The organism is Pseudomonas sp. B329, from assembly GCF_023127835.1.
GTDB lineage: Bacteria > Pseudomonadota > Gammaproteobacteria > Pseudomonadales > Pseudomonadaceae > Aquipseudomonas > Aquipseudomonas synxantha_A.
The window spans coordinates 108,147-134,656 of sequence record NZ_SPKP01000059.1 but is presented as its reverse complement, the minus strand read 5'-3'; the positions used below and the strand labels follow the sequence as shown (position 1 = coordinate 134,656).

Below are 26,510 nucleotides of genomic sequence, written 5' to 3'. Positions count from 1 at the left end.
GCCGTGCCGTGTACCTGGGCCCTCCTCCTCGCTCATCTCTATGGTTGATGCTGTTGTGCAGCGTACCTGCCCTGGCTGACGATCTGTTTCTCGACAGCCAGCCGCTGCCGCAGGTGTTGACCGCCACGCGCCTCAAGCAATCGGCCGCCGCCGTGCCCGGCAGCATGACGGTGATCGACAGTGAGCTGATCAAGGCCAGCGGCGCCCGGGACATCGCCGAACTGCTGCGCCTGGTGCCCGGGATGATGGTCGGCTATACCACCGGCAACCAGGCGTCGGTCAACTACCACGGCACCAGCGCCAGTGATGCGCGGCGGATGCAGGTGCTGATCGACGGGCGTTCGGTGTACCGCGCCGGCCTGGCCACGGTGGACTGGAGCGATATCCCGGTGGCCATGGAAGATATCGAACGCATTGAGGTATTTCGCGGCCCCAATACCGTCAGCTATGGAGCCAATGCACTGATGGCGGTGGTCAATATCCTCACCCGTTCCCCCGCCAACAGCCAGGGCTCGCGGGTGAAGGTCACCCGCGGCGAACGGGGGATCAACGACTTCTATGCCAGCCAGGGCGTGGGTTGGGAAACCGGCGATTTGCGCTTATCCCTGTCCGGGCAACAGGACGACGGTTTTGACAGCGACGCGGTCGGCGCCGACCGCCGTGACGGTCGCCGTCTCAACCGTTTCAGCCTGGCAGTGAGCCAGACGCTGAACGCGCAACAAAGTATCGACTGGCAACTCAATGCCAAGGAAGGCACCAATCAGCGCCCTTATACCTACACCCCGGTGTTTGACGGGATCAGCGAAGGCGGCAGCAATTCCGATGTTGTCGCCAAGGACTACGCTGGCTCTTTGCGCTGGAATTTCGACTTCAATCCCGATCACAGTCTGTATATCCAGGGTTCAGCCCAGCAATGGGACCGCCGACAGGTCTGGAAAGCCTGTGATGCCAAGGTCTCGTTCAGCCCGCAGCTGACCCAGTTGTGGCAACTGAACCCCAACTATGCCGAACTGTTGGCGCGGCACATGGACACCTACAGCCAAGGCTCTCCACCCCCGGGAAGCGCCGCCGAGCAGGCATTGGCCAACCAGGTGCTGGATCAATGGAAAAACCACGGCGGCAAGGACACCGTCTGCGGCGATATCGACCAAAGCACCCGCGAAAGCCGCTACGACGTGGAGATCCAGGACACCTTCAGCCTCTCCGACAGCTTGCGCCTGGTCAGCGGCATCAACTATCGCTATGACCGCGCCGACTCGGACACCTACTTCAATGGAACCCTGGACGACACCACCTGGCGCCTGTTCGGGCATCTGGAATGGCGGGCCAGCGAACACTGGCTGCTGCAGGGTGGCGCCATGTACGAAGACAGTCACCTGAGCGGCGACTCACTGACGCCGCGTGTGGCGGTCAATTACCTGATCAACCCGCGTCACGGGTTGCGGGCGGTTTACTCCGAGGCGATCCGCTCGCCGGATATGTTCGAGAACAACGTCAATTGGAGCTACCGCGTCAACAACCTCAGCTCCCCGGCCTACGGACAAAACTCCGGGCAATATTTTGTCGTGACGCGCGGCCCTGGCGACCTCGACAAAGAGTTGATGCGCTCCCGAGAACTGGGCTACAACGGGTTCTTTGCCGACCTGGGGCTGAATGTCGACGTGAAGCTGTTCTATGACGAAATCACCGACATGATCAGCTCGCCGCTGCGCAACAACCAATACATCGCCAGCAACGCCAACAGCTCGCGCTTTACCGGTGCCGAATCACAGTTCGACTGGCGCATGAGCAACACCGACCGCCTGCGCCTGACCTACGCCTATGTCGACGCTACTTCCAGCAACCCACGGGACAAGGCGCAAACCGCGCGCAACAGCGGCTCGGCCGGTTGGCTGCGCGAGTGGGGCCAGGGGTGGTCCAGCGCCCTGTTCTACTATGGCGACGACGCTCTTAACCAGTATCGCTTCCAACGGGTCGACCTGCGGGTAGCCAAACGCATTGCCGTGGGCAAAACCAATGTGGAGCTGGCCGGCATGTTGCAGCAACGCCTTGATGACCAGCCCACCACCTGGGCCGACAATAATTACGACCATCGTCACGTTCTCTACTTCAGCGCCGAGCTGGACTTCTGACATGGCCGATCAGTCACGGATGACCCTCTTGCTGCTTTCACGATTGTGGCGCCGTGGCGTGCTGCTCGCGTGCCTGCTGCTGGCGGTGCCGGCGTGGAGTGCCGATATCCTGCTGACGGCTGCCGAAGACGGCGCCGGGGTGCAAGCCTTCACCCAGGCCCTTGCCCAGCAGCGCCCCGACGACCGGGTCAGCTTCACCCCGCTCAAGGACTTGCCGACACCGAGCCAGTTGCCCGCCGGCACTCGCTTGATCCTCCTGGACCTGCCCAGCCTCGATTGGCGCCTGCTGGATACCCAGGGACCGCCGACCCTGGTGCTGCGCATCAGCCGCCTGCAGGCGCGGCAACGCCTGGGTAATACGCACCCGGCCAAAATCAGCCTGCTATGGAGCGACCCGCCGCTGGAGCGTCAGTTGCGCCTGATCGCCGACACCCTGCCGCAGGCACGACGCATCGGTGTGCTTTACGGTGCCGACAGTGAATTCCTGCTGCGCGAGCTGATCCGGTTTGCCACCCCCCTGGGCCTGGAAATCGTGCCTCAGCTCTGGGACAACACCAGTGACAGCCGCCCGCTGCAAACCCTGTTCAAGAACAGCGATGTGCTGCTCGGCCTTGACGACCCGCAACTGTACAACCCCAAAACGGTAAAGAACCTGTTGCTGAGCAGCTACGCCCAGCAACTGCCCCTGATAGGGCCCAATGCCGGGTTTGTCCGGGCCGGCAGCCTGGCCAGCACCTACAGCGATCAGCCCGACTGGCTTGCCGTGCTCGACCGCCTGCTGGATCACCCGCCGGCCAATTGGCCGCACACGTTGTACCCGCAACACTTCAAAGTCGTGGGCAACCCGCAAGTCGCGCGCTCACTGGGCATCGAACAGGTTGATGAAACCGCCGTCGCCGCCCGCTTGGCCGAAGGAGAGAAACGCCCATGACCTTGCGTCGCCGTTGGGATATCAACACCCGCACCCAGCTCATTACCCTGGGCCCCGCGTTATTGTTGACCCTGCTGTTGATCAGCTTCTTTACCTTCGTACGGATCCAGGATTTGCGCCAGGAGCTGGACCACACCGGCCAATTGATCGCCAACCAACTGGCGCCCGCGACTGAGTATGGAGTGATTTCCGGCAACAACGATGTGCTTGAAGCGCTGCTGCGTGCGACCTTGGCCACGCCTCACGTGCGCTTCCTGGAAATTCAGAACAGCGCCGAAAACATTCTGGTGTATGTCGAGCAGCCGTCGGAAAGACATGACCGCTCGCTGTCCGTGAAAGTGTTCCAGGCGCCAATCCGCCTGCAACACATCCAGCTCAACAATGACTTTTTCCAGGACAACCTCAACGAACCCAAGGCACCCCGAGCCGACTACCTGGGGCGGGTGATTGTCGGCATGTCCAATGACGCGTTCAGCCAGCGCCAGCAGGAAATCCTGTTCAAGGCCGGGATCCTGGCGCTGTTCGCCTTGCTGTTTACCTTCCTGCTGGCACGACGCCTGGCGGCAAGCCTGTCGCAACCAATAAGCGCGATGGGCCATGCGGTCAAGGCTATCCAGCAAGGCGATTACAAAACCCCGCTACCGATTGTCGATGACTCGGAGCTGGGTGACCTTTCGCGGCATATCAACAACCTGGCCGAAGGCCTGAACCAGGCCAGTCGCGAGCAGCAACAAGCCATGGCCCAGTTGATCCAGACCCGCGAGGAGGCCGAGCGCGCGAACAATGCCAAATCGGATTTCCTGGCGATGATGAGCCATGAACTGCGCACGCCCATGAACGGCGTGCTGGGCATGTTGCAACTGCTGGAAACCACCGACATGACTGCCGAACAGACCGAGTACGCGGCGCTGGCCTCCGAGTCCACCGAGCACCTGCTCAAGGTGATCAACGACATCCTCGACTTCTCACGCATTGAGCGCGCCGCCCTGGAACTGGAACATATTGCGTTCAACCTTGCCGACCTGATCAACAGTTGCGCCCAAGCCTTCCAGCACAGTGCCCAGCAACGCGGGCTGAGCCTGGAGCTGCCGATTCCTGCGGGCATGGAGGCCCTACGGGTGCGAGGCGATCCGACGCGGATCCGGCAGATCCTGGTAAACCTGATCGGTAATGCGTTGAAATTTACCGAACGCGGCAGCGTGACTGTCGAGCCCCATTGGCAAACCCTGGACCACGAACTGGTGTGGTTCACCTGCACCGTGCGCGACAGCGGTATCGGTATTTGCGCCGAACGCCTGGAGCTGATGTTCGATGCGTTCCAGCAGGCCGACAGCTCCATTTCCAGACGCTACGGCGGGACTGGCCTGGGCTTGCCCATCGCCCGCACCCTGGCCGAACGCATGGGTGGCACCTTGCGGGCCCAAAGCGAAGAAGGCCGGGGCTCGGTGTTTACCCTGGAAATCCCGCTGGCCATCGATCAGCAACAAGTACAGGCCATTACGCCCGACGCCCTCGGCAAGGCCAGTGCCGGCGAAGGACGCCACGTATTGCTGGTGGAAGACAACCCGGTCAACCGTACCGTGGTCGAAGCAATGCTGCGCAGCCTGGGCTTTGAAGTCAGCCTGGCCACCGACGGCGCCGAGGCGATCCGCAGCGCCGAGAGCCTGATCTTCACTGCTATCCTGATGGATTGCCGGCTGCCATTGATCGACGGCTACGAAGCCACTCGCCAGATTCGCCAACTGCCTGGCTGCGCCGATCTGCCGATCATCGCCCTGACGGCCAATGCCTTGCAGGGCGACCGCGAAGCCTGTCTGGCAGCCGGAATGAACGATTACCTGGCCAAGCCGTTCAAACGCACGGATTTGCAGCAAATCCTGCAACGCTGGGTGCAATAGCGCCGCGCCATCAACCAACTGCGACTGGCGTGAAAGACGAAAGTGCGGCAGTCTTAGGCACCCGAACGGGCCGATAAACAGGTCCGGTTTAAAATTTCAGTGAACAAGTGTACATTCAGTGCCTTGCCGCTGTGACTTTCACTACAACGCAATAGTCTATGTGTAGGCTGCCGCTATGAGGCATGAACGCTTCATTCGGTTCGGGAAGATTTGCCCAACCCAGCCGCATGGGATTATTGAGGAGCTCGCATGACCAAACAAAACGCCTTTACTCGGGAAGACCTGCTGCGCTGCAGTCGCGGTGAGCTGTTCGGCCCAGGTAACGCGCAACTGCCCGCCCCGAACATGCTGATGGTGGATCGCATCACCCATATCAGCGAAGAAGGTGGCAAGTACGGCAAAGGTGAATTGGTCGCCGAGCTGGATATCACCCCGGACCTCTGGTTCTTCGCCTGCCACTTCGAAGGCGACCCTGTGATGCCAGGCTGCCTGGGCCTCGACGCCATGTGGCAACTGGTCGGCTTCTACCTGGGCTGGCAAGGCCTGCCGGGCCGCGGTCGCGCCCTGGGTTCGGGCGAAGTGAAGTTCTTTGGCCAAGTCCTGCCGACCGCCAAGAAAGTCACCTACAACATTCAAATCAAGCGCGTCCTCAAGGGCAAGCTGAACCTGGCCATCGCCGACGGTTCGGTGACTGTCGACGGTCGCGAGATCTATACTGCCGAAGGCCTTCGGGTCGGCGTATTCACTTCCACTGACAACTTTTAAGGGTTATCCGCATGCGCCGCGTCGTTATCACTGGTCTGGGCATCGTTTCTTGCCTGGGCAATGACAAAGAGACCGTCACCGCTAACCTGCGTGCAAGTCGCCCTGGCATCCGCTTCAACCCGGAATATGCCGAAATGGGTCTGCGTAGCCAGGTTTCCGGCTCCATCGACCTGCCCCTCGAAGAACTGATCGATCGCAAGATCTATCGCTTCGTCGGCCACGCTGCCGCCTACGCCTACCTGGCCATGAAAGACGCGATCGCCGATTCGGGCCTGAGCGAAGACCAGGTTTCGAACGTACGCACCGGCCTGATTGCCGGCTCCGGCGGCGCATCGACCCTCAACCAGATGGAAGCGCTGGATATCCTGCGCGAAAAAGGCGTGAAGCGCGTTGGCCCGTACCGTGTCACGCGGACCATGGGCAGCACCGTTTCCGCCTGCCTGGCCACGCCATTCCAGATCAAGGGCGTGAACTACTCGATCTCCTCCGCGTGCGCCACCAGCGCCCACTGCATCGGGACTGCCGTTGAGCAGATCCAGCTGGGCAAGCAGGACATCGTATTCGCCGGCGGCGGTGAAGAAGAGCATTGGAGCCAGTCGTTCCTGTTCGACGCCATGGGCGCACTGTCCACCCAGTACAACGAAACCCCAGAGAAAGCCTCTCGCGCCTACGACGCCAAGCGTGACGGTTTCGTCATCGCCGGCGGTGGCGGCATGGTCGTGGTTGAAGAGCTGGAACACGCTCTGGCCCGCGGCGCCAAGATCTACGCGGAAATCGTCGGCTACGGCGCGACGTCCGACGGCTACGACATGGTTGCCCCAAGCGGCGAAGGCGCGATCCGCTGCATGCAGATGGCCATGTCCACCGTTGATACCCCAATCGACTACCTGAACACCCACGGCACCTCGACTCCGGTCGGCGACGCCAAGGAAATGGAAGGCGTGCGCGCGGTATTCGGCGACAAGGCTCCGGCCATCAGCTCTACCAAGAGCCTGTCGGGTCACTCCCTGGGCGCCGCCGGCGTTCACGAAGCGATCTACTGCCTGCTGATGATGGAAGGCAACTTCATGGCCGGCTCGGCCAACATCGACGAGCTGGACCCAGCCGTTGCTGATATGCCGATCCTGACCAAGACCCGTGAAGATGCAAAAATCGACACCGTGATGAGCAACAGCTTCGGCTTCGGTGGCACCAATGCCACCCTCGTGCTGAAACGCTGGCAGGGCAAGTAAGCCTCGCAGGTTGATCACATGAAAAAGCCCCGACTGGTTCGGGGCTTTTTTTTGCGCTTTGATTTGAAACCGCGTCGCCTTCATCGCAGGCAAGCCAGCTCCCACCTTCGATCGCGTTCATCCTGAAGGAATGCAGTCCAGTGTGGGAGCTGGCTTGCCTGCGAATGGGTCAACCCGGTTCCCCGCCCTACACCGAAAACCGCGCCACCATCGAATTCAGGTCCACCGCCAACCGCGACAACTCCTGGCTCGCCGCGCTGGTCTGGTTCGCCCCGGCAGACGTCTGGTGCGCCAGGTCGCGGATATTCGTCAAGTTACGATCCACCTCCCGCGCCACTGCTGCCTGCTGCTCCGAAGCACTGGCAATCAACAGGTTGCGCTCGTTGATCAGGGTGAATGCCGAGGCGATCTCTTCCAGCGCCGTGCCGGCAGACTTGGCGATATCCAGCGTGGAACGCGCCCGCGTGTTGCTCTGTTGCATGGAGCTGACGGCCTGGTCGGTGCCCTGCTGAATCCCACTGATCATCTGCTCGATTTCCTGGGTCGACTGTTGCGTGCGATGGGCCAAGGCACGCACTTCATCGGCCACTACCGCAAAACCGCGCCCGGCATCCCCGGCTCGCGCCGCTTCAATGGCCGCGTTCAGTGCCAGCAGGTTGGTTTGCTCGGCAATCGAGCGAATCACGTCCAGGACTTTACTGATGCCATAGACCTTTTGCGCCAGCGCCTCGACCTGGGTCACATTGGCGGTCACATCGGTAGCCAGGGCTTCAATCGACACCACCGTCTGCTGCACCTGCTCACGGCCCTGCTGGGCAATGCGGTCAGAATCGCGTGAAGCATGGGACGTGGCCACCGCGTTGCTCGCCACCTCTTCCACCGCCGCCGTCATCTGGTTGACCGCCGTGGCCGCCTGTTCGATCTCCTGGTTCTGCTGATGCAGGCCGCGCGTGGCATCCTCCGTCACGCAACTGAGTTCTTCGGAAGCAGAAGCCAATTGGTTGGACGATTCAGCAATGCGCCGGATAGTATCGCGCAGATTCTCTTGCATGCCCTTGAGAGCCTGCTGCAAACGCGCCGGCTCATCGCTGCCGCTCACGCGGATCTCACCGGTCAGGTCGCCGCTGGCCACGCCCTGAGCTACTTTCAGCGATTGGGCCAGCGGTAGCACGATGCTGCGGGTCAGCCAGACCGCCAGGCCAATGGTGATCAATGCCGTGAGGATGATCATGCCAATCACCCCGGTACGCGACTGACTGAAAACGCTTTGCGCGAGGCTGGCCGCCTGGTTGGCACTGGTTTTATTGAGGGTGACCAGATCGCGCAACGTGACGGCGATTTGATCGGCGAGCTGATTCATCTCACCGTTGGCCACTTTGATCGCTTCATCGAGCCGGTTGGCCTTGGAAAACGCCATTACCTGATCCTGACGTTGCAGGTATTGCTGTTCCTGGGCCTTGAAACGATCGAACAGCGTGCGCTCTTCAGGGAGCACGATCAGCCCTTCGTAGAGGGCTTGCGCATGGGGCATGCCATTCTTGAGGTCGGTCAGTTTCTGCTCGTTTTGTGCCAGCGCCTGCGGATCGCGGTTAACCAACAAGCGCAGGGTCAGCGCACGCACGCGCAGCAGGTCCTGATTCATCTCCCCCACCGCCATGACGCTGGGCAACCAGTTGTTCTCTACCTGGTCCGACTGCTGGCGCATATTGGCCATCTGCAACAGGGCAAAGCCGCCCAACGCGAATACCATCAAGGCCAGCACGCCAAAGCCCAAGCCGGCGCGAGGCGCGATATTCAAACTACGGATATTCATGCCTGGATTCCTTCCAAAAAAGTACTGCATCCACCTGCAGTGTGGTCTTGGAAGTTATCGGCACCCTCCGCCATTTATGTAAGACGAAAACGCGATATCAATGCACCTGACCATTGCCAGGCGGCTTGGGCAGGATGGCAAGGAAATTATCCCGCGCCACCTTGTGCGCCACCTCCTCGGGCAATGCATCGAGGAAGGGCTCGAAGCGACGCATCTCCTTACCTAACTTATTGAAACGCCCTACCACGTCAGATCCCAGCATAAAGCGCTCAGGGAAGCGCTCCACCAGCTTCACCCACTCCTGCCGAGGCTGACCCGCCTCATCCAGCAGATAGGGCGTGAGCATGCTCCAGGACAGGTCGATATACAGGTTGGGGTACGCGTCGAGCATGCGGTTCAAGGTGGGCAGCAAAAAGTCCATCTGCACCTGATGCCGGTGAATTTCCTTGCTGGTGCCAGCATGGGCCCAGATAAAGCGCGTATGCGGGTGGTTACGCAACGGCTCTTCGACTTCCGCCAGGTACAGTGGGTTACGCTCTCGCTTGGAAGTGATGTTGGAGTGCAGCATCACGGGCAGGTCGTTTTCGGCGGCCAGGTGGTAGATACGCGTCATGGCTTCGTTGTTGGCGCGGGGCGTGTCGCCTGAGGTCAGGGCGGTAAGGTCGTCATGGCGGGTAAACACTTCACCGATACCCTGCCACAGCCCGGGGTTGAGGTCGATCATGCGCTGGATATGGGCAGCGGAGTTCTTGTCGTTGGGGTTGAAGCCGGCCAGGAACGGGTGAAAGTGCTGGCGCTGCTCGGGGGTCAGCTTATTGACCGCTGCCGCGACAATCACATCGGTGGCGCTGTACCAATAGGCATCGGCGTCATCACCAGCGTAGTAGCGGGGGCGCTTGGGCTCGTCTTCGTGCCATTTCTTGGCCACGGGGATGCCGGAAATCATTACATGTTCGATGCGGTTCTCGGACATCGCCTTGAGCAGTTTGTCCATGCCTGCCGTTTCCTGGAAAAAATCCACGTAATGCATGTGCGCGTCACTGTAGACATAGTCGCGGGCCTGCGCGGCAAGGCCGCTGGCAGCGAGCAACAAGGCAAGACTCAGGCGGGTCCGAAGCACGGTGAAACCTCAATCAGGGCTGATACGGGTAGACCTTGCGCCTACCTTCGAGGTTCAGCGCGGAAAAACTGGAACACTTGGGCGCCAGCATGCTCTATAACTGCATGACCTTCATCCTGCCCCTTGAGAGGTTCGCCATGCCTGTTACCGTTAATACATTGAACGCTGAAAACTTCCGTCACAGCGTCAATATCAATCACCACGAACTGTTTACCGACCTGCCAAAGAGCCTGGGTGGCGACGACTCGGCGCCCTCTCCCCACGACTATTTCGATGCTGCGCTGGCGTCATGCAAAGCCCTGACGGTCAAGCTCTATGCACAGAAGAAAGATATCCCGCTCACCGGCGTGACCGTTGAAGTGACCCACGACGCCGCCGAAGAGCAGAAAGGCAAATACAAACTCAGCGTCAAATTGACCCTCAAGGGTGTGCTGAGCGATGAGCAGCGCGAGGAGTTGCATCGCGTTGCGGACAAGTGCCCGGTACACAAGCTGATGACCACCGCCGAAATCAGCATCGAGACGAAATTATCGGAAGGTGCCTTCAGCGCATAGCGCCAACGTCCCATCGGGCGGGTTATGCTCAGACGCATCCAACCCGCTCAGACAGGGATGCACCATGACCACCCTTACCGTGATCCGCCCCCGCGCCGAAGATGTCGAAGGGCAGCCGATCCTGCGCCCGCTGCCTTCCCGTGAATGCCGTAGCGTCGGGCCCTTTGTGTTTTTCGACCATATGCTGCCCACCGCCTATGCGCCGGGTACCGGCATGAATATCCGCCAACATCCGCATATCGGCCTGTCTACCCTCACCTACCTGTTTGAAGGCGCCTTGCAGCACAAGGACAGCCTCGGCTCGGATCAGGTGGTGCAGGCCGGCGATGTCAGCTGGATGACCGCGGGCAGCGCGATTGCCCATGTCGAGCGTACCCCCGAAGCGCTCAAGGCCAGTGGTTTCAAGCTGCACGGCCTGCAGGTGTGGCTGGCCTCCCCCAAGGACCACGAGACCGGCCCCGGCCATTACAGCCATCACCCGGCGGCGAGCTTGCCGGTGAGCGATAACCTGGGCGTGCAGGTGCGCCTGATTGCCGGTGATGGTTTCTGTCTCAAGTCACCAGTGCCGGTGCTCTCGCCGACGTTGTATGCCGAGGTGCAGATGCAAACAGCCACCACCTTGCTGATCCCCGATGAGCATGAGGAGCGCGCGGTGTATGTGCTGGAAGGTGAGGCGCAGCTCGACGGTGAGCCGCTGGCAGTGCATAGCCTGATGGTATTGCCGCCAGGGCAAGAGATGACATTGTTTGCCGAAACCGACTGCCATGTGGTGGTGTTTGGCGGGGCGCCGCTGGACGGGCCGCGGCGGATCAACTGGAATTTCGTGGCGAGCGATCCGGCAGTGATCGAGCACGCCAGACAGCGCTGGGCTGCTGGGGACTGGCCGAGGGTGCCGGGGGAGTCAGAACGAATTGAGTTGCCTGTGAAATAGCTATCGCAGGCAAGCCAGCTCGCACACTGGGTGGGTGTGCACCTTTAAATGTGGGAGCTGGGCTTGCCCGCGATGGCGTCAGGTCAGGCGCCGCAGAGTCAGCCCTTGAACACTTCATCCAACAAGTTATGCATCGACTGGAAAGCCCGCGCAGCGGTCTTCGCGTCGTACATCATCTTGCCTGGCACATTGGCATGGGGATCGGTGAAGGAATGCACTGCGCCGCCGTAGCTCAGCAACTGCCAATCCACACCCGCTGCGTTCATTTCCTCTTCGAACGCTGGCAGTTGCTCTTTGGGCACCAATGGATCGGACGCACCATGCAATACCAACACTGAACCCTTGATGTTTTTCGCATCCGCCGGGTTCGGCGTGTCGAGGGTACCGTGGAAAGAGACAGCCGCCTTCACCGGCGCACCGGTACGTGCCAATTCCAGAGCGCAGCAACCGCCGAAGCAGAAACCGAAGGCTGCCAGCTTCGACGTATCAACGGCTGCCTCGGTCTGGCCTTGCAGTTGCTCGAAGGCCGCCTGCATACGCTTGTTCAACAATGGACGATCATTTTTCAACGGCATCATCGCTGCGCCGGCTTCATCGCCATTGGTCGGGCGTACAGTTTGCCCATACAAGTCGGCAATCAGCACCACGTAGCCTTTGCCGGCAACACTCTTGGCGATTTCTTCGGCACCCGCACTCACGCCCATCCAGTTCGGTGCCATCAGCAGCCCCGGCAGCGGGCCCTTGTGGCTGGCATCGAACGCCAGGCGGCTTTCATAAGACTGGCCATCAATCTGATAGACCACGGAACGTACTGTGACTTGGCTCATCATTTTCTCCAGTTGAGGAGGATTAACGAAAAAACCCGCCGAAGCGGGTTTTTTCTACAACGGTGTTAAACCGACAATTCAACCAACAGCTTGTTCAGTCGGCGCACATAGGCGGCCGGGTCTTTGAGGCTGTCGCCAGCGGCCAGAGCCGCCTGGTCGAAGAGGATGTGCGACAGGTCGCCAAACCGCTCTTCGCTCTGCTCGCCATCGAGTTTCTCGATCAGCGGGTGAGCCGGGTTGAATTCGAAGATCGGCTTGGAGTCCGGGACCTTCTGGCCGCTGGCTTCAAGGATCTGACGCATCTGCATGCCCAGGTCCTGCTCGCCAATGGCCAGGATCGCCGGGGAGTCGGTCAGGCGGTGGGAAACCCGCACTTCACTGACTGCTTCGCCCAGGGACGCCTTGATCCGTTCAACCAGGCCCTCTTTGGACTTGGCGACTTCTTCGGCGGCTTTCTTGTCTTCCTCGGAATCCAGGTTGCCCAGGTCCAGGTCGCCACGGGCAACGTCAACGAACGACTTGCCGTCGAACTCGGTGAGGTAGCTCATCAGCCACTCATCGATACGGTCGGTCAGCAGCAGCACTTCGATGCCTTTCTTGCGGAAGACTTCCAGGTGCGGGCTGTTTTTAACCTGCGCGTAGGTTTCGCCAGTCAGGTAGTAGATCTTGTCCTGACCTTCCTTGGCGCGTGCCAGGTAGTCAGCCAGGGACACAACCTGCTCGCCGTCTTCGCCCTGAGTCGAAGCAAAACGCAGCAGGCCGGCGATTTTTTCCTTGTTGGCAAAGTCTTCCGCCGGGCCTTCCTTCATCACCTGACCGAAGTTTTTCCAGAAGCTCTTGTATTGCTCAGGCTCGTTCTTCGCCAGTTTTTCCAACATGTCGAGCACACGCTTGGTCAGCGCCGACTTCATGGAGTCGATGATCGGGTCTTTTTGCAGGATTTCCCGCGACACGTTCAGCGACAGGTCGTTGGAGTCGACCACGCCCTTGATAAAGCGCAGGTACAGCGGCAGGAAGGATTCCGCCTGGTCCATCACGAACACGCGCTGCACGTAGAGCTTCAAGCCCTTCGGCGCTTCGCGCTGGTACAGGTCGAACGGAGCACGGGCCGGTACGTAGAGCAGCGAGCTGTATTCCAGCTTGCCTTCAACCTTGTTGTGGCTCCAGCTCAGCGGGTTTTCGTAGTCGTGGCCGATGTGCTTGTAGAACTCCTGGTATTCCTCGTCCTTGATCTCGGTACGCGGACGGGTCCACAGGGCGCTGGCGCGGTTGACGGTTTCCCATTCCACGGCAGGCTTCTCTTCGCCTTCGGCAGCCGTCTGTTCTTTCGGCAGCTCGATCGGCAAAGCGATGTGGTCGGAGTATTTCTTGATGATGTTGCGCAGGCGCCAGCCATCAGCGAATTCGTCTTCACCGGATTTCAGGTGCAGCACGATGCGGGTACCGCGATCTGCCTTGTCGACAGTGGCAATTTCAAACTCGCCCTCGCCTTTGGACGCCCAATGCACGCCTTCGCTGGCGTCGAGGCCGGCACGACGGCTGAATACTTCAACCTTGTCGGCAACGATGAAGGCCGAATAGAAGCCCACGCCGAATTGGCCGATCAGATGAGAATCTTTTTTCTGGTCGCCCGACAGGTTCTTCATGAAATCTGCGGTGCCGGATTTGGCGATGGTACCCAAGTGGGTAATCGCGTCTTCACGGCTCATGCCGATACCGTTGTCTTCGATCGTGACGGTCTTGGCGTCCTTGTCGTAGCTCACACGGATTTTCAGTTCCGCGCCCCCTTCCAGCAACTCAGGCTTGGACAGGGCTTCGAAACGTAATTTGTCGACAGCGTCAGAGGCGTTCGAGATCAATTCGCGAAGGAAGATTTCCTTGTTGGAATACAGCGAATGGATCATGAGGTGCAGCAGTTGCTTCACCTCGGTCTGGAAGCCCAGGGTTTCCTTTTGAGTTTCCACACTCATGGTCATCAAACTCCAATTGGATGGCAGTGGCCGCGCCCGAAAGGGTTGGCGGCGGGTTGTCATCAAAGTTGGGGGCTAAGACCGGGATTTCAAGGGCGGGCCAATTCCTCAATCTTGAAATGTGCGCGGGCGGTGGCAATCGGCTCGGCCTCGGTGGTTTGCCAGGCGGTGATCGCCACATTGGCGACGCGCCGGCCCTGGCGGCACACCTGGCATTTGGCGTAAGTGTCGCGAAACTGGCCGGCGCGCAGGTAATCCAGGGAAAAATCGATGATTTTTGGCAGGCCCGGAGCCCCGGTAAATACCCTTAGATGCAGGGCCGCCGACAGCTCCATGAAGCCGGCGATCACCCCGCCGTGCAACGCCGGCAATATGGGGTTACCAATATTGTCCTTGTTGGCCGGCAGGCGAAACAGCAGCTCATCTCCCAGACGGGTGCATTCGATGCCGATCAGCTTGGCGTAGGGCACCAAGCCCAGCAGTGCGTCGTAGTTGCCACGCTCGAGAGCCTGCTCCAGACGGGTCTTGAATCGATGCGTCATGCCTGCTCTCCCTTGATCGTGCTGCCCAGCCCTTGCGTGCCTTTTAGGCGCTTGCCCATACGCATGAACGTGCCCACCACATGGGCGATGGGTTGTTGCGGGTCATCCTGATAGGCGAACCCGCGCGTGAAGATCACATCGGTGGTCACCCGGTAACATTGCGCGAAGCCATACACCGGCTTGTGCGGCTCGGCTGCACGCATGTAGTCGATACGCAGGTCCAGGGTCGGGCACACCTCGAATTCGGGTAATACGCACAAGGTGGCCATGCCGCAGGCTGTGTCCATCAACGAGGTCAGGGCGCCACCATGAATCACGCAGGTTGCGGGATCACCAACAAGATGTGGCCCATACGGCAACACCAGGGTCATGCCCTCCTCGCTTGCAGCGTGGACAGCCACACCCAGCACCTGACAATGGCGCAGCGCCGAGACAAAGCGCGCAGCACGCTCTAACAAGGGGTTTTCGGTCATTGTTTTTAGACTCTTATTAGTGTGAAAGCAGCGGACTAAATCGCCGGAAAAAGTTTTTGTGCGAAAAGCGTTATATATCTGTGGGACAAAAGGAACTAATGCTGGCCCCTTGGGTTCGAAAGGCCAGTAGATATCTTCAATAAGGAGAAACACCCCATGCGCAAGACATTAGCTATTTCCATGATGCTGGCCGCTGCACTCGGTCTGGCTGCCTGCGACAAGAAATCCGAAGACAAAGCCCAAGATGCCGCTGCACATTCTGAGCAAGCACAGCAAGACATGGCTAAAGCACAGGATAAAGTGAACGACGCTGCGAAAGAAAACGCCGAAGCTGCCAAAGCTCAGGCTGAATCGAACGCCGAAGCTGCAAAAGAAGCTGCACCTGCCGCACCTGCAGAACCTGCCAAGCAGTAATTGCCGGGTGTGAACCTGTAGTGCTGCAACAGAAAGCCCGCTTATAAAGCGGGCTTTTCTTTGCCTGCTGTTTTATCCGGCCTTTAAGAAACACTCTCTTTTGCAGCATCCGAAGCTTGCATATTAGTCGGGGTATACACCATCACCTGCAAGACGTCGGAGTGAAACTCGCGGCGATAAAGCACCAATACCACCCCGCTGCTCATCAACATGAACAACCAAGGGCTGACAAACCAGGCCAGCATGGTCATGCCGAAGTAATAAGCGCGCAGCCCAAAGTTGAACTGGTTGGCCGCCATCGAAATCACCCGCGCCGCCCGCAAGGCAAATGCATTGCGCTCCTGCTCCGACACGTGCCGCTCACCAATCATCGGCGCCGAGCCCACTAGCACCGCAGCGAAGTTGTACTGACGCATGCACCAGCTGAAAGTAAAAAACGCATAGACAAATACCAGGGCCAGGCACAGCAACTTGATCTCCGACATGCCTTGGGAGGCCTGCTGCACCATAGGAATGTCTGCCAGCAACGACACCGCCCGCTCGGAAGCACCGAGCACGGTCAGAATACCCGCAAGGATGATCAAGGTGCTGGAGGCAAAGAACGAGGCATTACGCTCCAGGTTGCCGATCACGCTGGCATCGGCGATGCGGTTATCGCGCAACAACATGCGACGCATCCAGTCTTCGCGGTACAGGTGCAATACGCTGGCCAGGCAGGCCGTATCCCGGGCTTTCCAGGTGGCATAACGGGTATAGCCACCCCAGCACAGGATGAACCAGAGGGCGGCAAGCAGATGGACTTGATTGGTTTCGACGAACGACATGCGGGTCCTTGTACACAGGATGATAGGGCCGACACGGTCCAAATGTGGGAGCTGGCTTGCCTGCGATAGCGTCTTTGCAGTCACCACCGCGCCAACCGATGTACCGCCATCGCAGGCAAGCCAGCTCCCACACCGACCGGTGATTTCAACTTGAGATTTTTGACGCCATCCCCAAAAAAAAGACACTGCCATCGACTCAAAAAAAATGCCCCGTATCGTTTGATACGGGGCATTTCAGTGCAGCACAAACCGCGGGTTATGCGACGGCTTCGCTACGCTTGCCCAGCATACGATCGATCACCACGGCCACCACCAGCGTCATCACTGATGGCACCAACCACGCCAAGCCTTGCTCGCTCAGCGGCAAGTTTGCCAATTGTGTAGGCATCCAACCCGCCAGGCCCGCGCCCTTGAGTGCGTCGATACAACCAAAGATGAATGACACCAACATCACCGGGCCGACGATACGGCCCTGTTCCTGCCAGAAGCCTTTGCAGAAACTCAGGGCTACCAGCACGATGCACGGCGGGTAGATCGCTGTAAGCACCGGAATCGAGAACGCGATCAGTTTGGTCAGGCCCAGGTTGGACACGAACAGCGAGAACAACGCCAGAATCACCACCAGTGTCTTGTAGGACAGCGGCAGGATTTTGCTGAAGTACTCGGCGCAGGCGCAGGTCAGGCCGACGGCAGTGACCAGGCACGCCAGGGAGATCAGCACGGCGAGGAAGCCGCTGCCCAGGGAGCCGAATGTGTGTTGCACATAAGCGTGCAGTACGGCTGCGCCGTTGCTGGCACCGGCAGCCACGGCATGGCTGCCCGAACCCAGGCGGAACAGGCTGATGTACACCAGCGCCAGGCCCACGCCGGCAATCAGGCCGGCGATAATGGCGTAACGGGTGATCAGTTGGGGCGACTCGACACCCCGTGAACGGATCGCGTTGACGATCACGATGCCGAACACCAGCGCACCCAGCGTATCCATGGTCAGGTAACCATTGATAAAGCCCTGGGAGAACGGTGCGGCCACGTATTCCGGCGTAGCGACGCCCACTTCACCGGCCGGCAACGCAAACGCGGCAATGCCGAGGATGGCCAGGGCGATGATCTTCAGCGGCGCGAGGAAGCGGCCCACGGTGTCCAGCAGTCGACCTGGGTACAGGGACACAAAGAACACCACCAGGAAATACACCGAGCTGTAGAGGAACAGCGCCAACGGGCTTTCACCGGTCAGTGGCGCCAGGCCCACTTCGAATGACACGGTCGCAGTACGCGGGGTAGCGAACAGCGGCCCCACCGCCAGGTACGCCGCCGCCGCCAGCAGGCCACCGGCGATCTTGCCGATCGGGCTACTCAGCGCATCCATGCCACCACCGACCTTGGCCAGGGCAATCACGGTGACCACCGGCAAACCGACCGCGGTGATCAAAAAGCCAAGCGCGGCCATCCAGACATGTGGCCCGGACTGCAAACCCACGATAGGCGGGAAGATGATGTTGCCAGCGCCCACGAACAGGGCAAAGGTCATAAAGCCCAGCGCCAGGATATCCTGGCTTTTCAACACTTTCATTTGAGGAAATACCACACTACTGAATCGGAATTTAGAGAGGGCTTCCCTATGGATGAGGGAAATGCTGCCGGCCCTTATGGGGACCGACCGGTCTAGCGCGCAGCTTCCTTTTGGGATGCGGACGCATAAAGAGGCGGCTAGAGTACAGAATCAGGCTGACAAACGCACTGTTGCGGGGCGAACTGTCCGATAAGCGACATTTGAATGTCGCGTTTTCATACTTAATTGGGCAATGCTGGCCCCTGTGGGAGCTGGCTTGCCTGCGATGGCATCGACTCGATGTGTCTGATGCACCGAGGTGCCTGCATCGCAGGCAAGCCAGCTCCCACACGGGACCAAGTACATCCTCACTCTATTTCAGAATGCACAAAGGCCACCCGAAGGTGGCCTTTGTGTGGTGAAGCGTCAGCTAAGCGCGAGGCTTACTTGACAGCCCAACCGGTCAGCTCGGCCAGGGCCTTGCCGATGTCTGCCAGCGAACGCACGGTTTTCACACCTGCGTCTTGCAGTGCAGCGAACTTCTCGTCTGCAGTGCCTTTGCCGCCAGAGATGATTGCGCCAGCATGGCCCATGCGCTTGCCCGCAGGGGCAGTCACACCAGCGATGTAGGAAACAACCGGCTTGGTCACGTGTGCCTTGATGTAGGCAGCCGCTTCTTCTTCAGCCGAACCGCCGATCTCACCGATCATCACGATCGCTTCGGTCTTCGGGTCTTCCTGGAACAGCTTCAGGATATCGATGAAGTTCGAGCCTGGGATCGGGTCACCGCCGATGCCGACGCAAGTCGACTGACCGAAACCGGCGTCAGTGGTCTGCTTAACAGCTTCGTAGGTCAGGGTGCCGGAACGGGAAACGATACCGACCTTGCCTGGCAAGTGAATGTGACCTGGCATGATGCCGATCTTGCATTCGCCTGGGGTGATCACACCTGGGCAGTTAGGGCCGATCAGGACTACGCCCAGCTCGTCGCACTTAACTTTGGCGTCCAGCATGTCCAGGGTAGGAATGCCTTCGGTGATGCACACGATCAGCTTGATGCCGCCGAATGCCGCTTCCAGGATCGAGTCCTTGCAGAAAGGAGCTGGAACATAGATCACACTGGCGGTAGCGCCAGTGGCAGCTACAGCGTCTTTCACGGTGTTGAACACTGGCAGGCCCAGGTGCTCGGTACCGCCTTTGCCCGGAGTTACGCCGCCAACCATCTTGGTGCCGTATTCGATGGCTTGCTGGGTGTGGAAACTACCTTGCGAACCGGTAATACCCTGGCAGATAACTTTGGTGTCTTTATTGATCAGGACGCTCATTATTTGCCCTCCGCAGCTTTGACAACTTGTTGAGCAGCGTCGGTCAGGCTGGTAGCCGCGATGATGTTCAAACCGCTTTCTGCCAGTACTTTAGCGCCCAGTTCAGCGTTGTTACCTTCAAGGCGAACAACAACCGGGATTTTAACGCCAACTTCTTTCACTGCACCGATGATGCCTTCGGCAATCATGTCGCAACGAACGATGCCGCCGAAGATGTTGACCAGTACTGCAGCGACGTTGGAGTCGGACAGGATGATCTTGAACGCTTCGGTAACGCGTTCCTTGGTAGCGCCACCACCTACGTCGAGGAAGTTGGCTGGTTTGCCGCCATGCAGGTTGACGATGTCCATGGTACCCATGGCCAGGCCAGCACCGTTGACCATGCAACCGATGTTGCCTTCCAGCGCTACGTAGTTCAGTTCGAACTTGGCAGCGTGCGCTTCGCGCGGATCGTCTTGCGACGGATCGTGGAAAGTCTTCAGCTTAGGCTGACGGTACATGGCGTTGGCGTCGATGTTGATCTTGGCATCAAGGCAATGCAGGTCGCCGTCAGCCTTGATCACCAGCGGGTTCACTTCCAGCAGGGCCAGATCGTGATCCTGGAACAGTTTGGCCAGACCTACGAAGATCTTGGCGAACTGGGCAACTTGCTTGCCTTCCAGACCCAGCTGGAACGCCAGTTCACGACCCTGGAACGGCTGTGCGCCAACCAGTGGATCGATAGTGGCCTTCAGAATTTTTTCTGGGGTTTCGTGAGCGATTTTCTCGATGTCCACGCCACCTTCGGTGGAAGCCATGAACACGATGCGACGGCTCGAACGGTCAACGACAGCGCCCAGGTACAGCTCTTTAGCGATATCAGTGCACGATTCAACCAGGATCTTGGTGACTGGCTGGCCATTGGCATCAGTCTGGTAAGTCACCAGACGCTTGCCCAGCCACTGCTGTGCGAAGGCCTTGGCGTCTTCTTTGCTGCGAACCAGCTTAACGCCGCCCGCTTTACCGCGACCACCGGCGTGGACCTGGGCTTTGACAACCCACTCGCTGCCACCGATTTTGTCGCAAGCTTCTGCTGCTGCTTCCGGGGTGTCTACTGCGTAGCCCTTGGAAACTGGCAGGCCGTATTCAGCGAACAGCTGCTTACCCTGATACTCGTGAAGATTCATGCTTTTTACCGTCTTCGTTAGGTACTGCGCATTCGGCGCTGCGCTCATTATGAGTGCCGCGCCACCTGTGACTGCTGCTTGCGCAACTTGCGGGGCTTATGGCCCGTAAAGCTGCGCAAGGCTGCGTCCAGCGGATATTCCGCGGTGAGTCTTGCGCGCAAGGCTCACGACGGGCAACTCCGCCGTGGTTTCTTATTATCTCGCTTAGCGCTTCTTCTTGTTGGCGATGTGGATGGCACCGCCATTCACTGCCAACGCTGCTTCGTGCAACGCTTCGGACAGGGTCGGATGGGAGAAGACCATCATACCCAGGTCCTCGGCACTGGTGCCGAATTCCATACCGATCGCGCCTTGCTGAACCAGTTCTGCAGCGCTTGGGCCAATCACGTGGACGCCCAATACGCGGTCAGTCTTGGCATCAGCGATGACTTTGACAAAACCACCGGTGTCGTTGGCTGCCATGGCACGGCCGGAAGCGGCAAACGGGAAGGTGCCGACGTTAACTTCAACGCCTTCAGCTTTCAACTGCTGTTCGTTCTTGCCGACCCATGCGATTTCCGGGTGGGTGTAGATAACCGACGGGATCAGGTCGTAGTTCATCTGGGTCTTGTGACCCTTGATGCGCTCGACGACCATGATGCCTTCCTCGGAAGCCTTGTGGGCCAGCATCATGCCACGAACCACGTCGCCGATCGCATATACGCCCGGTACGGTGGTTGCGCAGTGATCGTCAACGTGGATGAAGCCACGCTCGTCGATGTTCACGCCGCTGTCGGAAGCCAGCAGGTCGTTGGTCACTGGACGGCGACCAACGGCAACGATCAGCTTGTCGAAGGTGATGGTCTGCTCGCCGTCTTTATCGGTGTAGGTCACCACGACTTCTTCGCCGTTGACCTTGGAGCCGGTGACACGGGCGCCGAGCTTGATGTCCAGACCTTGTTTGGTCAGGGTTTTCAGCGCCTCTTTGGAGACTGCAGTGTCGGCCGCCAGCAGGAACGTGTCCAGGGCTTCCAGCACGGTGACTTCAGCGCCCAGACGGGACCATACCGAACCCAGTTCCAGACCGATTACGCCAGCGCCGATCACGCCCAGGCGCTTAGGCACAGCCTGGAATTCCAGGGCGCCAGTCGAATCAACGATCACGTTGTTGTCAACTGGAGCAGGCGGAATGTCGATTGGACGCGAGCCAGGTGCCAGGATCACGTTTTCGGCTTCGATGACTTCAACCGAACCGTCTGGCTTGGTGACTTCGACTTTCTTGCCGGCCAGCAGCTTGCCGTGACCCTGAATGGAAGTCACACCGTTGGCCTTGAACAAGGTGGCAACGCCGGAAGTCAGGCCTTTGACGATGTTGGCTTTACGGCCGACCATTGCTGGCACGTCCATGGTCACGCCAGCATGGTTGATGCCGTGGATCGCGAAGCCGTCTTGGGCTTCGTGGAATTTCCAGGAGCTGTCCAGCAGCGCCTTGGAAGGAATGCAACCAACGTTCAGGCAGGTACCGCCCAGCGCCAGCTTGCCTTCCTTGTCGGTGTACTTTTCGATGCAAGCAGTCGAGAGGCCCAGTTGCGCAGCCTTGATGGCGGCAACATAGCCGCCAGGGCCTGCACCAATCACTACAACGTCAAATTTCTGTGTCATGAAAATAGATCCTCTATTTGCGACAAGCTTCTAGCCACAAGCTGCAAGCCAAGCTGCTTTTTCCTACAGCTTGTAGCTCGCAACTTGCAGCTGCTTCTATCAGATGTCCAGGAGCAGGCGAGCCGGGTCTTCCAGCAGGTTCTTGATGGTCACCAGGAACGTCACGGCTTCTTTACCATCGATCAGGCGGTGATCGTAAGACAATGCCAGGTACATCATTGGGCGGATCACGACCTGGCCGTTGATGGCCATCGGACGCTGGATGATGTTGTGCATGCCCAGGATCGCGGCTTGCGGTGGGTTGACGATCGGCGTCGACATCATCGAACCGAAGGTACCACCGTTAGTGATGGTGAAGGTACCGCCGGTCATCTCGTCGATGGTCAGCTTGCCGTCACGGGCTTTCTTGCCGAAGCCGGCGATGCCGCCTTCGATTTCGGCCAGGCTCATCAGCTCGGCGTTACGCAGCACTGGAACCACCAGGCCACGGTCGCTGGACACGGCAACGCCGATATCTGCATAGCCGTGGTAAACGATGTCGCCGCCGTCGATGGAAGCGTTGACTGCCGGGAAGCGCTTGAGTGCTTCGGTGGCCGCTTTCACGAAGAACGACATGAAGCCCAGGCGCACGCCGTTGTGGGACTTCTCGAACAGGTCCTTGTACTTGGAGCGCAGGGCCATGACTTCGGTCATGTCGACTTCGTTGAACGTGGTCAGCATCGCCATGTTCGACTGCGCTTCAACCAGGCGCTTGGCCACGGTGGCACGCACGCGAGTCATCGGTACGCGCTTCTCGGTACGGTCGCCGGCAGCGAACACCGGGGCAGCAGCCGCTGGAGCAGCAGCCTTGGCAGGCGCGGCAGCCGGAGCGTTCTTCTTGGCTTCAACCGCAGCAACCACGTCTTCCTTGGTCACGCGGCCGTCTTTGCCGGTGCCCTTGATGGAAGCCAGGTTGATGCCGTTCTCTTCAGCCAGTTGACGCGCAGCTGGTGCAGCGATTGGATCTTCGCCACCGGCTGCCGGTGCAGCGGCAGGCGCCGAAGCAGCCGGTGCAGCAGCAGCGGCGGCAGGAGCAGGAGCTGCAGCAGCGCTGCCCTCTTCGATCGAACCCAGTACCTGGTTCGACAGAACGGTAGCGCCCTCTTCAGCCACGATCGCGCCCAGCACGCCGTCAGCTTCGGCCAACACTTCCAGTACGACTTTGTCAGTCTCGATGTCGACGATCAGGTCGTCACGCTTGACGGCCTCGCCTGGTTTCTTGTGCCAGGTGGCAACGGTGCCATCGGCAACCGATTCCGGGAATGACGGGGCTTTGATTTCGATAGCCATTATCTGTAGGTCCTTAAAATTCGGTTTCAGTCAGCGCGAAGGCGTTAAACAGTGAAAGCATCTTGCAGCAGTTTTTCCTGCTGCTCGGCGTGCATCGACGCATAGCCACACGCAGGTGCAGCAGAAGCATCACGACCGGCGTACTCAAGGACCAAGGCCTTGTTGTGGTTGCCGATGCTGCGACGCAGATGATGCTGGCTGCTGTACCAGGCGCCCTGGTTCATCGGTTCTTCCTGACACCACACCACGTTCGTGAGGTTGGTGTAAGGCGCGATGATCTCCATGAGGTCATCTTCCGGGAACGGGTAAAGCTGCTCGATACGCACGATGGCGATGTCTTCGCGGCCTTCGGCACGGCGTTTTTCCAACAGATCGTAGTAGACCTTGCCGCTGCACAGGATCAGGCGAGTTACCTTGGCGGCGTCCAGTGTATCGATCTCTGGAATCACGGTCTGGAACGAACCTTGGGCCAGATCTTCCAGGGTCGAAACGGCCAGTTTGTGACGCAACAGCGATTTCGGAGTCAGCACGACCAGCGGCTTGCGCAGCGGGCGGATCACCTGGCGACGCAGCAAGTGGTAGATCTGCGCCGGGGTGGTCGGCACGCACACCTGGATGTTGTGCTCGGCGCACAATTGCAGGTAACGCTCCAGACGGGCCGAAGAGTGCTCCGGACCCTGGCCTTCATAACCGTGTGGCAGCAGCATGGTCAGACCGCACAGACGGCCCCACTTGTGCTCCCCGCTGGTGATGAACTGGTCGATAACCACCTGGGCACCGTTGGCGAAGTCGCCGAACTGGGCTTCCCAGATCACCAGCGCATTAGGCGTGGTGGTGGAGTAGCCGTATTCGAACGCCAGTACGGCTTCTTCAGACAGGAACGAATCGTACAGGTCGAAACGTGGCTGGCCTTCGTACAGGTTCTGCAACGGGATGTAGGTGCCCGCATCTTTCTGGTTGTGCAATACAGCATGGCGGTGCGAGAACGTACCGCGGCCGATGTCCTGGCCGGTCATGCGGATCGGGTGACCTTCGAACGCCAGGGTCGCGTACGCCATGGTTTCGGCGTAACCCCAGTTGATCGGCAGGCCGCCGGCTTGCATCTTCTGACGATCTTCGTAGATCTTCGCCACCTGGCGCTGTACGACGAAGCCTTCGGGAATTTCCAGCAGCTTGGCGGACAGTTCCTGCAACGTCTTCAAATCGAAGGATGTATCGTGACGTGCAGTCCAGGTGTGGCCCAGGTACGGACGCCAGTCAACGAACAACTCTTTGTTCGGCTCCTTGACCAGGCTTTTCACTACATGCAGGCCATTGTCCAGCGCGTTGCGGTATTCATCGACTTTCGCCTGAACACGCGCATCGTCAACCACGCCGGCCTTGGTCAGGCTTTCGGCGTACAGCTCACGGGTGGTGCGCTGCTTGGTGATCTGCTGGTACATCAACGGCTGGGTGCCGCTTGGCTCGTCCGCTTCGTTGTGACCGCGACGGCGGTAGCAAACCAGGTCGATCACCACGTCACGCTTGAACTGCATGCGGTAGTCGACTGCCAGTTGGGTCACGAACAGCACGGCTTCCGGATCATCGCCATTCACATGGAGGATCGGCGCCTGGATCATCTTGGCAACATCGGTGGCGTACTCGGTGGAACGCGCGTCCAACGGGTTGCTGATGGTGAAGCCGACCTGGTTGTTGATGACGATGTGAACGGTACCGCCGGTCTTGAAGCCGCGAGTCTGCGACATCTGGAACGTTTCCAGGACCACGCCTTGACCGGCGAATGCCGCGTCACCGTGGATGGAAATCGGCAGAACCTTCTCACCGGTGGCATCGTTACGACGATCCTGGCGCGCACGTACCGAACCCTCGACCACTGGCGAAACGATTTCCAGGTGGGATGGGTTGAACGCCATGGCCAGGTGAACTTCACCACCGGTGGTCATCACGTTGGACGAGAAGCCCTGGTGGTATTTGACGTCACCGGAACCCAGCTCGACCTTCTTCTTGCCTTCGAACTCGTCGAACAGCTCGCGCGGGTTCTTGCCGAAGGTGTTGACCAACACGTTCAGGCGACCACGGTGAGCCATGCCGATCACGATTTCCTTGGTGCCGTAGGAACCGGAACGCTGGATCAGCTCGTCGAGCATCGGAATCAGGCTTTCGCCGCCTTCCAGGCCGAAACGCTTGGTGCCCGGGTATTTGGTACCCAGGTATTTCTCGAGGCCCTCGGCCGCGGTCACGCGCTCCAGCAAGTGGCTGCGGACATCGGCGGACAAGACCGGACGGCCACGCACGCCTTCCAGGCGGTGCTGGAACCACTGGCGCTGCTCGGAATCGGTGATGTGCGTGAATTCAGCGCCGATGGTGCGGCAATATGTCTGCTGCAACGCTTCGTGAATTTCGCGTAGGCTCGCTTCCTCTTTGCCGATGAACAGGTCGCCGGCACGGAAGGTCGTATCAAGATCGGCATTGGTCAAGCCGTAATGATTGATCGACAGGTCTGCAGGTGCAGGACGCTGCCACAGCCCCAGCGGGTCAAGCTGGGCTGCCTGGTGGCCACGCATACGGTAGGCCTGGATCAGTCGCAGTACTTCAACTTGCTTCTTCTCGTGCTCACTGCTCACGCTGCCGGCGGAAACCGGTTGGGCGCGGCGCTGGTTCTTTGCCAGCAGCACGAACTGATCGCGAATTGTTGCATGCGATACATCGGTGGCAGCGTTGCCGTCTGAAGACAACGTCTGAAATTTGGTGCGCCATTCTTCTGGCACAGCGTTAGGGTCGTGCAGGTAGAGCTCATAAAGCTCTTCCACATAGGCAGCGTTACCACCTGAAAGATAGCCGCTGTTCCACATGCGCTGCATCACGCTTTCTTGCATGCTTGGTCACCCTCGATTTGGGGACACCACCGGCGAAAACACCGAGTTTGCTTGCAAAAGGCCAAGTGCAGCGACCAAAACAAGCCACTTAGGATCACGCTGATAGTTCGGGTACCAACCCGAATGCCCCTGCTTGTCTCATTTCTTCAAAATAAGAGCCGCGGCTTTGTAAGTCGCTGCTCAAGTTAAAACTACGGC

The 26,510-nt window shown here is 59.3% G+C and carries 21 protein-coding genes; 8 read left to right on the top strand and 13 right to left on the bottom strand.

Features of this window, described 5'->3' with window-relative positions; all coding sequences use genetic code 11:
- Positions 1–8: 8 nt before the first annotated feature.
- The 5 genes from E4P00_RS26660 to fabB all read left to right on the top strand — a co-directional run bounded on the left by E4P00_RS26660 (position 9) and on the right by fabB (position 6,958).
- Positions 9–2,132, top strand: a complete 2,124-nt coding sequence (locus E4P00_RS26660) for a TonB-dependent receptor (RefSeq protein WP_005786612.1) — start codon at positions 9–11, stop codon at positions 2,130–2,132.
- Between the two features lies 1 nt (position 2,133).
- Positions 2,134–3,063 (top strand): ABC transporter substrate-binding protein, encoded by a 930-nt coding sequence (locus tag E4P00_RS26655; protein WP_078820727.1) that lies wholly within the window; start codon positions 2,134–2,136, stop codon positions 3,061–3,063.
- A complete protein-coding gene (locus tag E4P00_RS26650; protein ID WP_078820726.1) occupies positions 3,060–4,961 on the top strand; it encodes an ATP-binding protein in 1,902 nt (633 codons plus the stop codon). Before E4P00_RS26655 ends, E4P00_RS26650 begins: the two co-directional genes overlap by 4 nt.
- A 249-nt stretch (positions 4,962–5,210) precedes the next feature.
- On the top strand, positions 5,211–5,726 hold the full coding sequence (fabA, locus tag E4P00_RS26645; protein WP_003210552.1) for a 3-hydroxyacyl-[acyl-carrier-protein] dehydratase FabA: 516 nt from the start codon (positions 5,211–5,213) through the stop codon (positions 5,724–5,726).
- 11 nt (positions 5,727–5,737) lie between these two features.
- Positions 5,738–6,958, top strand: coding sequence for a beta-ketoacyl-ACP synthase I (fabB, locus tag E4P00_RS26640; protein WP_032877086.1), 1,221 nt, complete (start codon positions 5,738–5,740; stop codon positions 6,956–6,958).
- Between the two features lie 187 nt (positions 6,959–7,145).
- On the opposite strand, the gene E4P00_RS26635 is transcribed toward fabB, so the two are convergent.
- Positions 7,146–8,771, bottom strand: a complete 1,626-nt coding sequence (locus E4P00_RS26635; RefSeq protein ID WP_032877087.1) for a methyl-accepting chemotaxis protein — start codon at positions 8,769–8,771, stop codon at positions 7,146–7,148.
- Between the two features lie 97 nt (positions 8,772–8,868).
- Positions 8,869–9,891: an amidohydrolase family protein gene (locus E4P00_RS26630; protein ID WP_248133348.1), complete on the bottom strand. Its 1,023-nt coding sequence runs from the start codon at positions 9,889–9,891 to the stop codon at positions 8,869–8,871.
- A 137-nt stretch (positions 9,892–10,028) separates the two neighbouring features.
- Here E4P00_RS26630 and E4P00_RS26625 point away from each other — a divergent pair, with 137 nt between their 5' ends.
- Together E4P00_RS26625 and E4P00_RS26620 are read left to right on the top strand one after the other, a co-directional pair.
- Positions 10,029–10,445, top strand: coding sequence for an OsmC family protein (locus E4P00_RS26625; RefSeq protein WP_005786596.1), 417 nt, complete (start codon positions 10,029–10,031; stop codon positions 10,443–10,445).
- A gap of 64 nt (positions 10,446–10,509) precedes the next feature.
- The gene (locus E4P00_RS26620; protein WP_248133347.1) at positions 10,510–11,376 is read left to right on the top strand and encodes a pirin family protein; all 867 of its coding nucleotides are present in this window, start codon (positions 10,510–10,512) and stop codon (positions 11,374–11,376) included.
- Positions 11,377–11,474: 98 nt separating this feature from the next.
- On the opposite strand, the gene E4P00_RS26615 is transcribed toward E4P00_RS26620, so the two are convergent.
- The 4 genes from E4P00_RS26615 to E4P00_RS26600 all read right to left on the bottom strand — a co-directional run bounded on the left by E4P00_RS26615 (position 11,475) and on the right by E4P00_RS26600 (position 15,188).
- Positions 11,475–12,203, bottom strand: coding sequence for a dienelactone hydrolase family protein (locus E4P00_RS26615; protein WP_078820724.1), 729 nt, complete (start codon positions 12,201–12,203; stop codon positions 11,475–11,477).
- 65 nt (positions 12,204–12,268) lie between these two features.
- A complete protein-coding gene (htpG, locus tag E4P00_RS26610; RefSeq protein ID WP_078820733.1) occupies positions 12,269–14,173 on the bottom strand; it encodes a molecular chaperone HtpG in 1,905 nt (634 codons plus the stop codon).
- An 89-nt stretch (positions 14,174–14,262) separates the two neighbouring features.
- Complete coding sequence (locus tag E4P00_RS26605; RefSeq protein WP_005786590.1) at positions 14,263–14,715, bottom strand: PaaI family thioesterase; 453 nt, start codon at positions 14,713–14,715, stop codon at positions 14,263–14,265.
- The gene (locus E4P00_RS26600) at positions 14,712–15,188 is read right to left on the bottom strand and encodes a PaaI family thioesterase (RefSeq protein WP_005786588.1); all 477 of its coding nucleotides are present in this window, start codon (positions 15,186–15,188) and stop codon (positions 14,712–14,714) included. The genes E4P00_RS26605 and E4P00_RS26600 overlap by 4 nt, the downstream gene beginning before the upstream one ends.
- Before the next feature lie 156 nt (positions 15,189–15,344).
- On the opposite strand from E4P00_RS26600, the gene E4P00_RS26595 reads away from it, so the two are divergent.
- On the top strand, positions 15,345–15,602 hold the full coding sequence (locus tag E4P00_RS26595) for a hypothetical protein (protein ID WP_005786587.1): 258 nt from the start codon (positions 15,345–15,347) through the stop codon (positions 15,600–15,602).
- A gap of 83 nt (positions 15,603–15,685) precedes the next feature.
- Here E4P00_RS26595 and E4P00_RS26590 read toward each other — a convergent pair whose 3' ends face one another.
- The 7 genes from E4P00_RS26590 to E4P00_RS26560 all read right to left on the bottom strand — a co-directional run bounded on the left by E4P00_RS26590 (position 15,686) and on the right by E4P00_RS26560 (position 26,312).
- Complete coding sequence (locus E4P00_RS26590; protein WP_005786585.1) at positions 15,686–16,426, bottom strand: DUF599 family protein; 741 nt, start codon at positions 16,424–16,426, stop codon at positions 15,686–15,688.
- A 256-nt stretch (positions 16,427–16,682) separates the two neighbouring features.
- Positions 16,683–17,996: a branched-chain amino acid transport system II carrier protein gene (brnQ, locus tag E4P00_RS26585; RefSeq protein ID WP_005786584.1), complete on the bottom strand. Its 1,314-nt coding sequence runs from the start codon at positions 17,994–17,996 to the stop codon at positions 16,683–16,685.
- Between the two features lie 422 nt (positions 17,997–18,418).
- Entirely contained in the window at positions 18,419–19,300 is an 882-nt protein-coding gene (gene sucD, locus E4P00_RS26580; RefSeq protein ID WP_003172813.1) for a succinate--CoA ligase subunit alpha, read from the bottom strand.
- On the bottom strand, positions 19,300–20,466 hold the full coding sequence (gene sucC, locus E4P00_RS26575) for an ADP-forming succinate--CoA ligase subunit beta (RefSeq protein ID WP_003190011.1): 1,167 nt from the start codon (positions 20,464–20,466) through the stop codon (positions 19,300–19,302). Before sucC ends, sucD begins: the two co-directional genes overlap by 1 nt.
- A gap of 204 nt (positions 20,467–20,670) precedes the next feature.
- Positions 20,671–22,107 (bottom strand): dihydrolipoyl dehydrogenase, encoded by a 1,437-nt coding sequence (gene lpdA / locus E4P00_RS26570; RefSeq protein ID WP_005786578.1) that lies wholly within the window; start codon positions 22,105–22,107, stop codon positions 20,671–20,673.
- A 99-nt stretch (positions 22,108–22,206) separates the two neighbouring features.
- Positions 22,207–23,436 (bottom strand): 2-oxoglutarate dehydrogenase complex dihydrolipoyllysine-residue succinyltransferase, encoded by a 1,230-nt coding sequence (gene odhB / locus E4P00_RS26565; RefSeq protein WP_032877091.1) that lies wholly within the window; start codon positions 23,434–23,436, stop codon positions 22,207–22,209.
- 44 nt (positions 23,437–23,480) lie between these two features.
- Complete coding sequence (locus E4P00_RS26560; RefSeq protein WP_005786575.1) at positions 23,481–26,312, bottom strand: 2-oxoglutarate dehydrogenase E1 component; 2,832 nt, start codon at positions 26,310–26,312, stop codon at positions 23,481–23,483.
- Positions 26,313–26,510: the final 198 nt, after the last annotated feature.

Coding starts and splice junctions, on each gene's coding strand:
- E4P00_RS26655 (WP_078820727.1), top strand. CDS start 2,134: ATGGCCGATCAGTCACGGATGACCCTCTTGCTGCTTTCACGATTGTGG.
- E4P00_RS26650 (WP_078820726.1), top strand. CDS start 3,060: ATGACCTTGCGTCGCCGTTGGGATATCAACACCCGCACCCAGCTCATT.
- fabA (WP_003210552.1), top strand. CDS start 5,211: ATGACCAAACAAAACGCCTTTACTCGGGAAGACCTGCTGCGCTGCAGT.
- fabB (WP_032877086.1), top strand. CDS start 5,738: ATGCGCCGCGTCGTTATCACTGGTCTGGGCATCGTTTCTTGCCTGGGC.
- E4P00_RS26635 (WP_032877087.1), bottom strand. CDS start 8,771: ATGAATATCCGTAGTTTGAATATCGCGCCTCGCGCCGGCTTGGGCTTT.
- E4P00_RS26625 (WP_005786596.1), top strand. CDS start 10,029: ATGCCTGTTACCGTTAATACATTGAACGCTGAAAACTTCCGTCACAGC.
- E4P00_RS26620 (WP_248133347.1), top strand. CDS start 10,510: ATGACCACCCTTACCGTGATCCGCCCCCGCGCCGAAGATGTCGAAGGG.
- E4P00_RS26615 (WP_078820724.1), bottom strand. CDS start 12,203: ATGAGCCAAGTCACAGTACGTTCCGTGGTCTATCAGATTGATGGCCAG.
- htpG (WP_078820733.1), bottom strand. CDS start 14,173: ATGAGTGTGGAAACTCAAAAGGAAACCCTGGGCTTCCAGACCGAGGTG.
- E4P00_RS26605 (WP_005786590.1), bottom strand. CDS start 14,715: ATGACGCATCGATTCAAGACCCGTCTGGAGCAGGCTCTCGAGCGTGGC.
- E4P00_RS26600 (WP_005786588.1), bottom strand. CDS start 15,188: ATGACCGAAAACCCCTTGTTAGAGCGTGCTGCGCGCTTTGTCTCGGCG.
- E4P00_RS26595 (WP_005786587.1), top strand. CDS start 15,345: ATGCGCAAGACATTAGCTATTTCCATGATGCTGGCCGCTGCACTCGGT.
- E4P00_RS26590 (WP_005786585.1), bottom strand. CDS start 16,426: ATGTCGTTCGTCGAAACCAATCAAGTCCATCTGCTTGCCGCCCTCTGG.
- brnQ (WP_005786584.1), bottom strand. CDS start 17,996: ATGAAAGTGTTGAAAAGCCAGGATATCCTGGCGCTGGGCTTTATGACC.
- sucD (WP_003172813.1), bottom strand. CDS start 19,300: ATGAGCGTCCTGATCAATAAAGACACCAAAGTTATCTGCCAGGGTATT.
- sucC (WP_003190011.1), bottom strand. CDS start 20,466: ATGAATCTTCACGAGTATCAGGGTAAGCAGCTGTTCGCTGAATACGGC.
- lpdA (WP_005786578.1), bottom strand. CDS start 22,107: ATGACACAGAAATTTGACGTTGTAGTGATTGGTGCAGGCCCTGGCGGC.
- odhB (WP_032877091.1), bottom strand. CDS start 23,436: ATGGCTATCGAAATCAAAGCCCCGTCATTCCCGGAATCGGTTGCCGAT.
- E4P00_RS26560 (WP_005786575.1), bottom strand. CDS start 26,312: ATGCAAGAAAGCGTGATGCAGCGCATGTGGAACAGCGGCTATCTTTCA.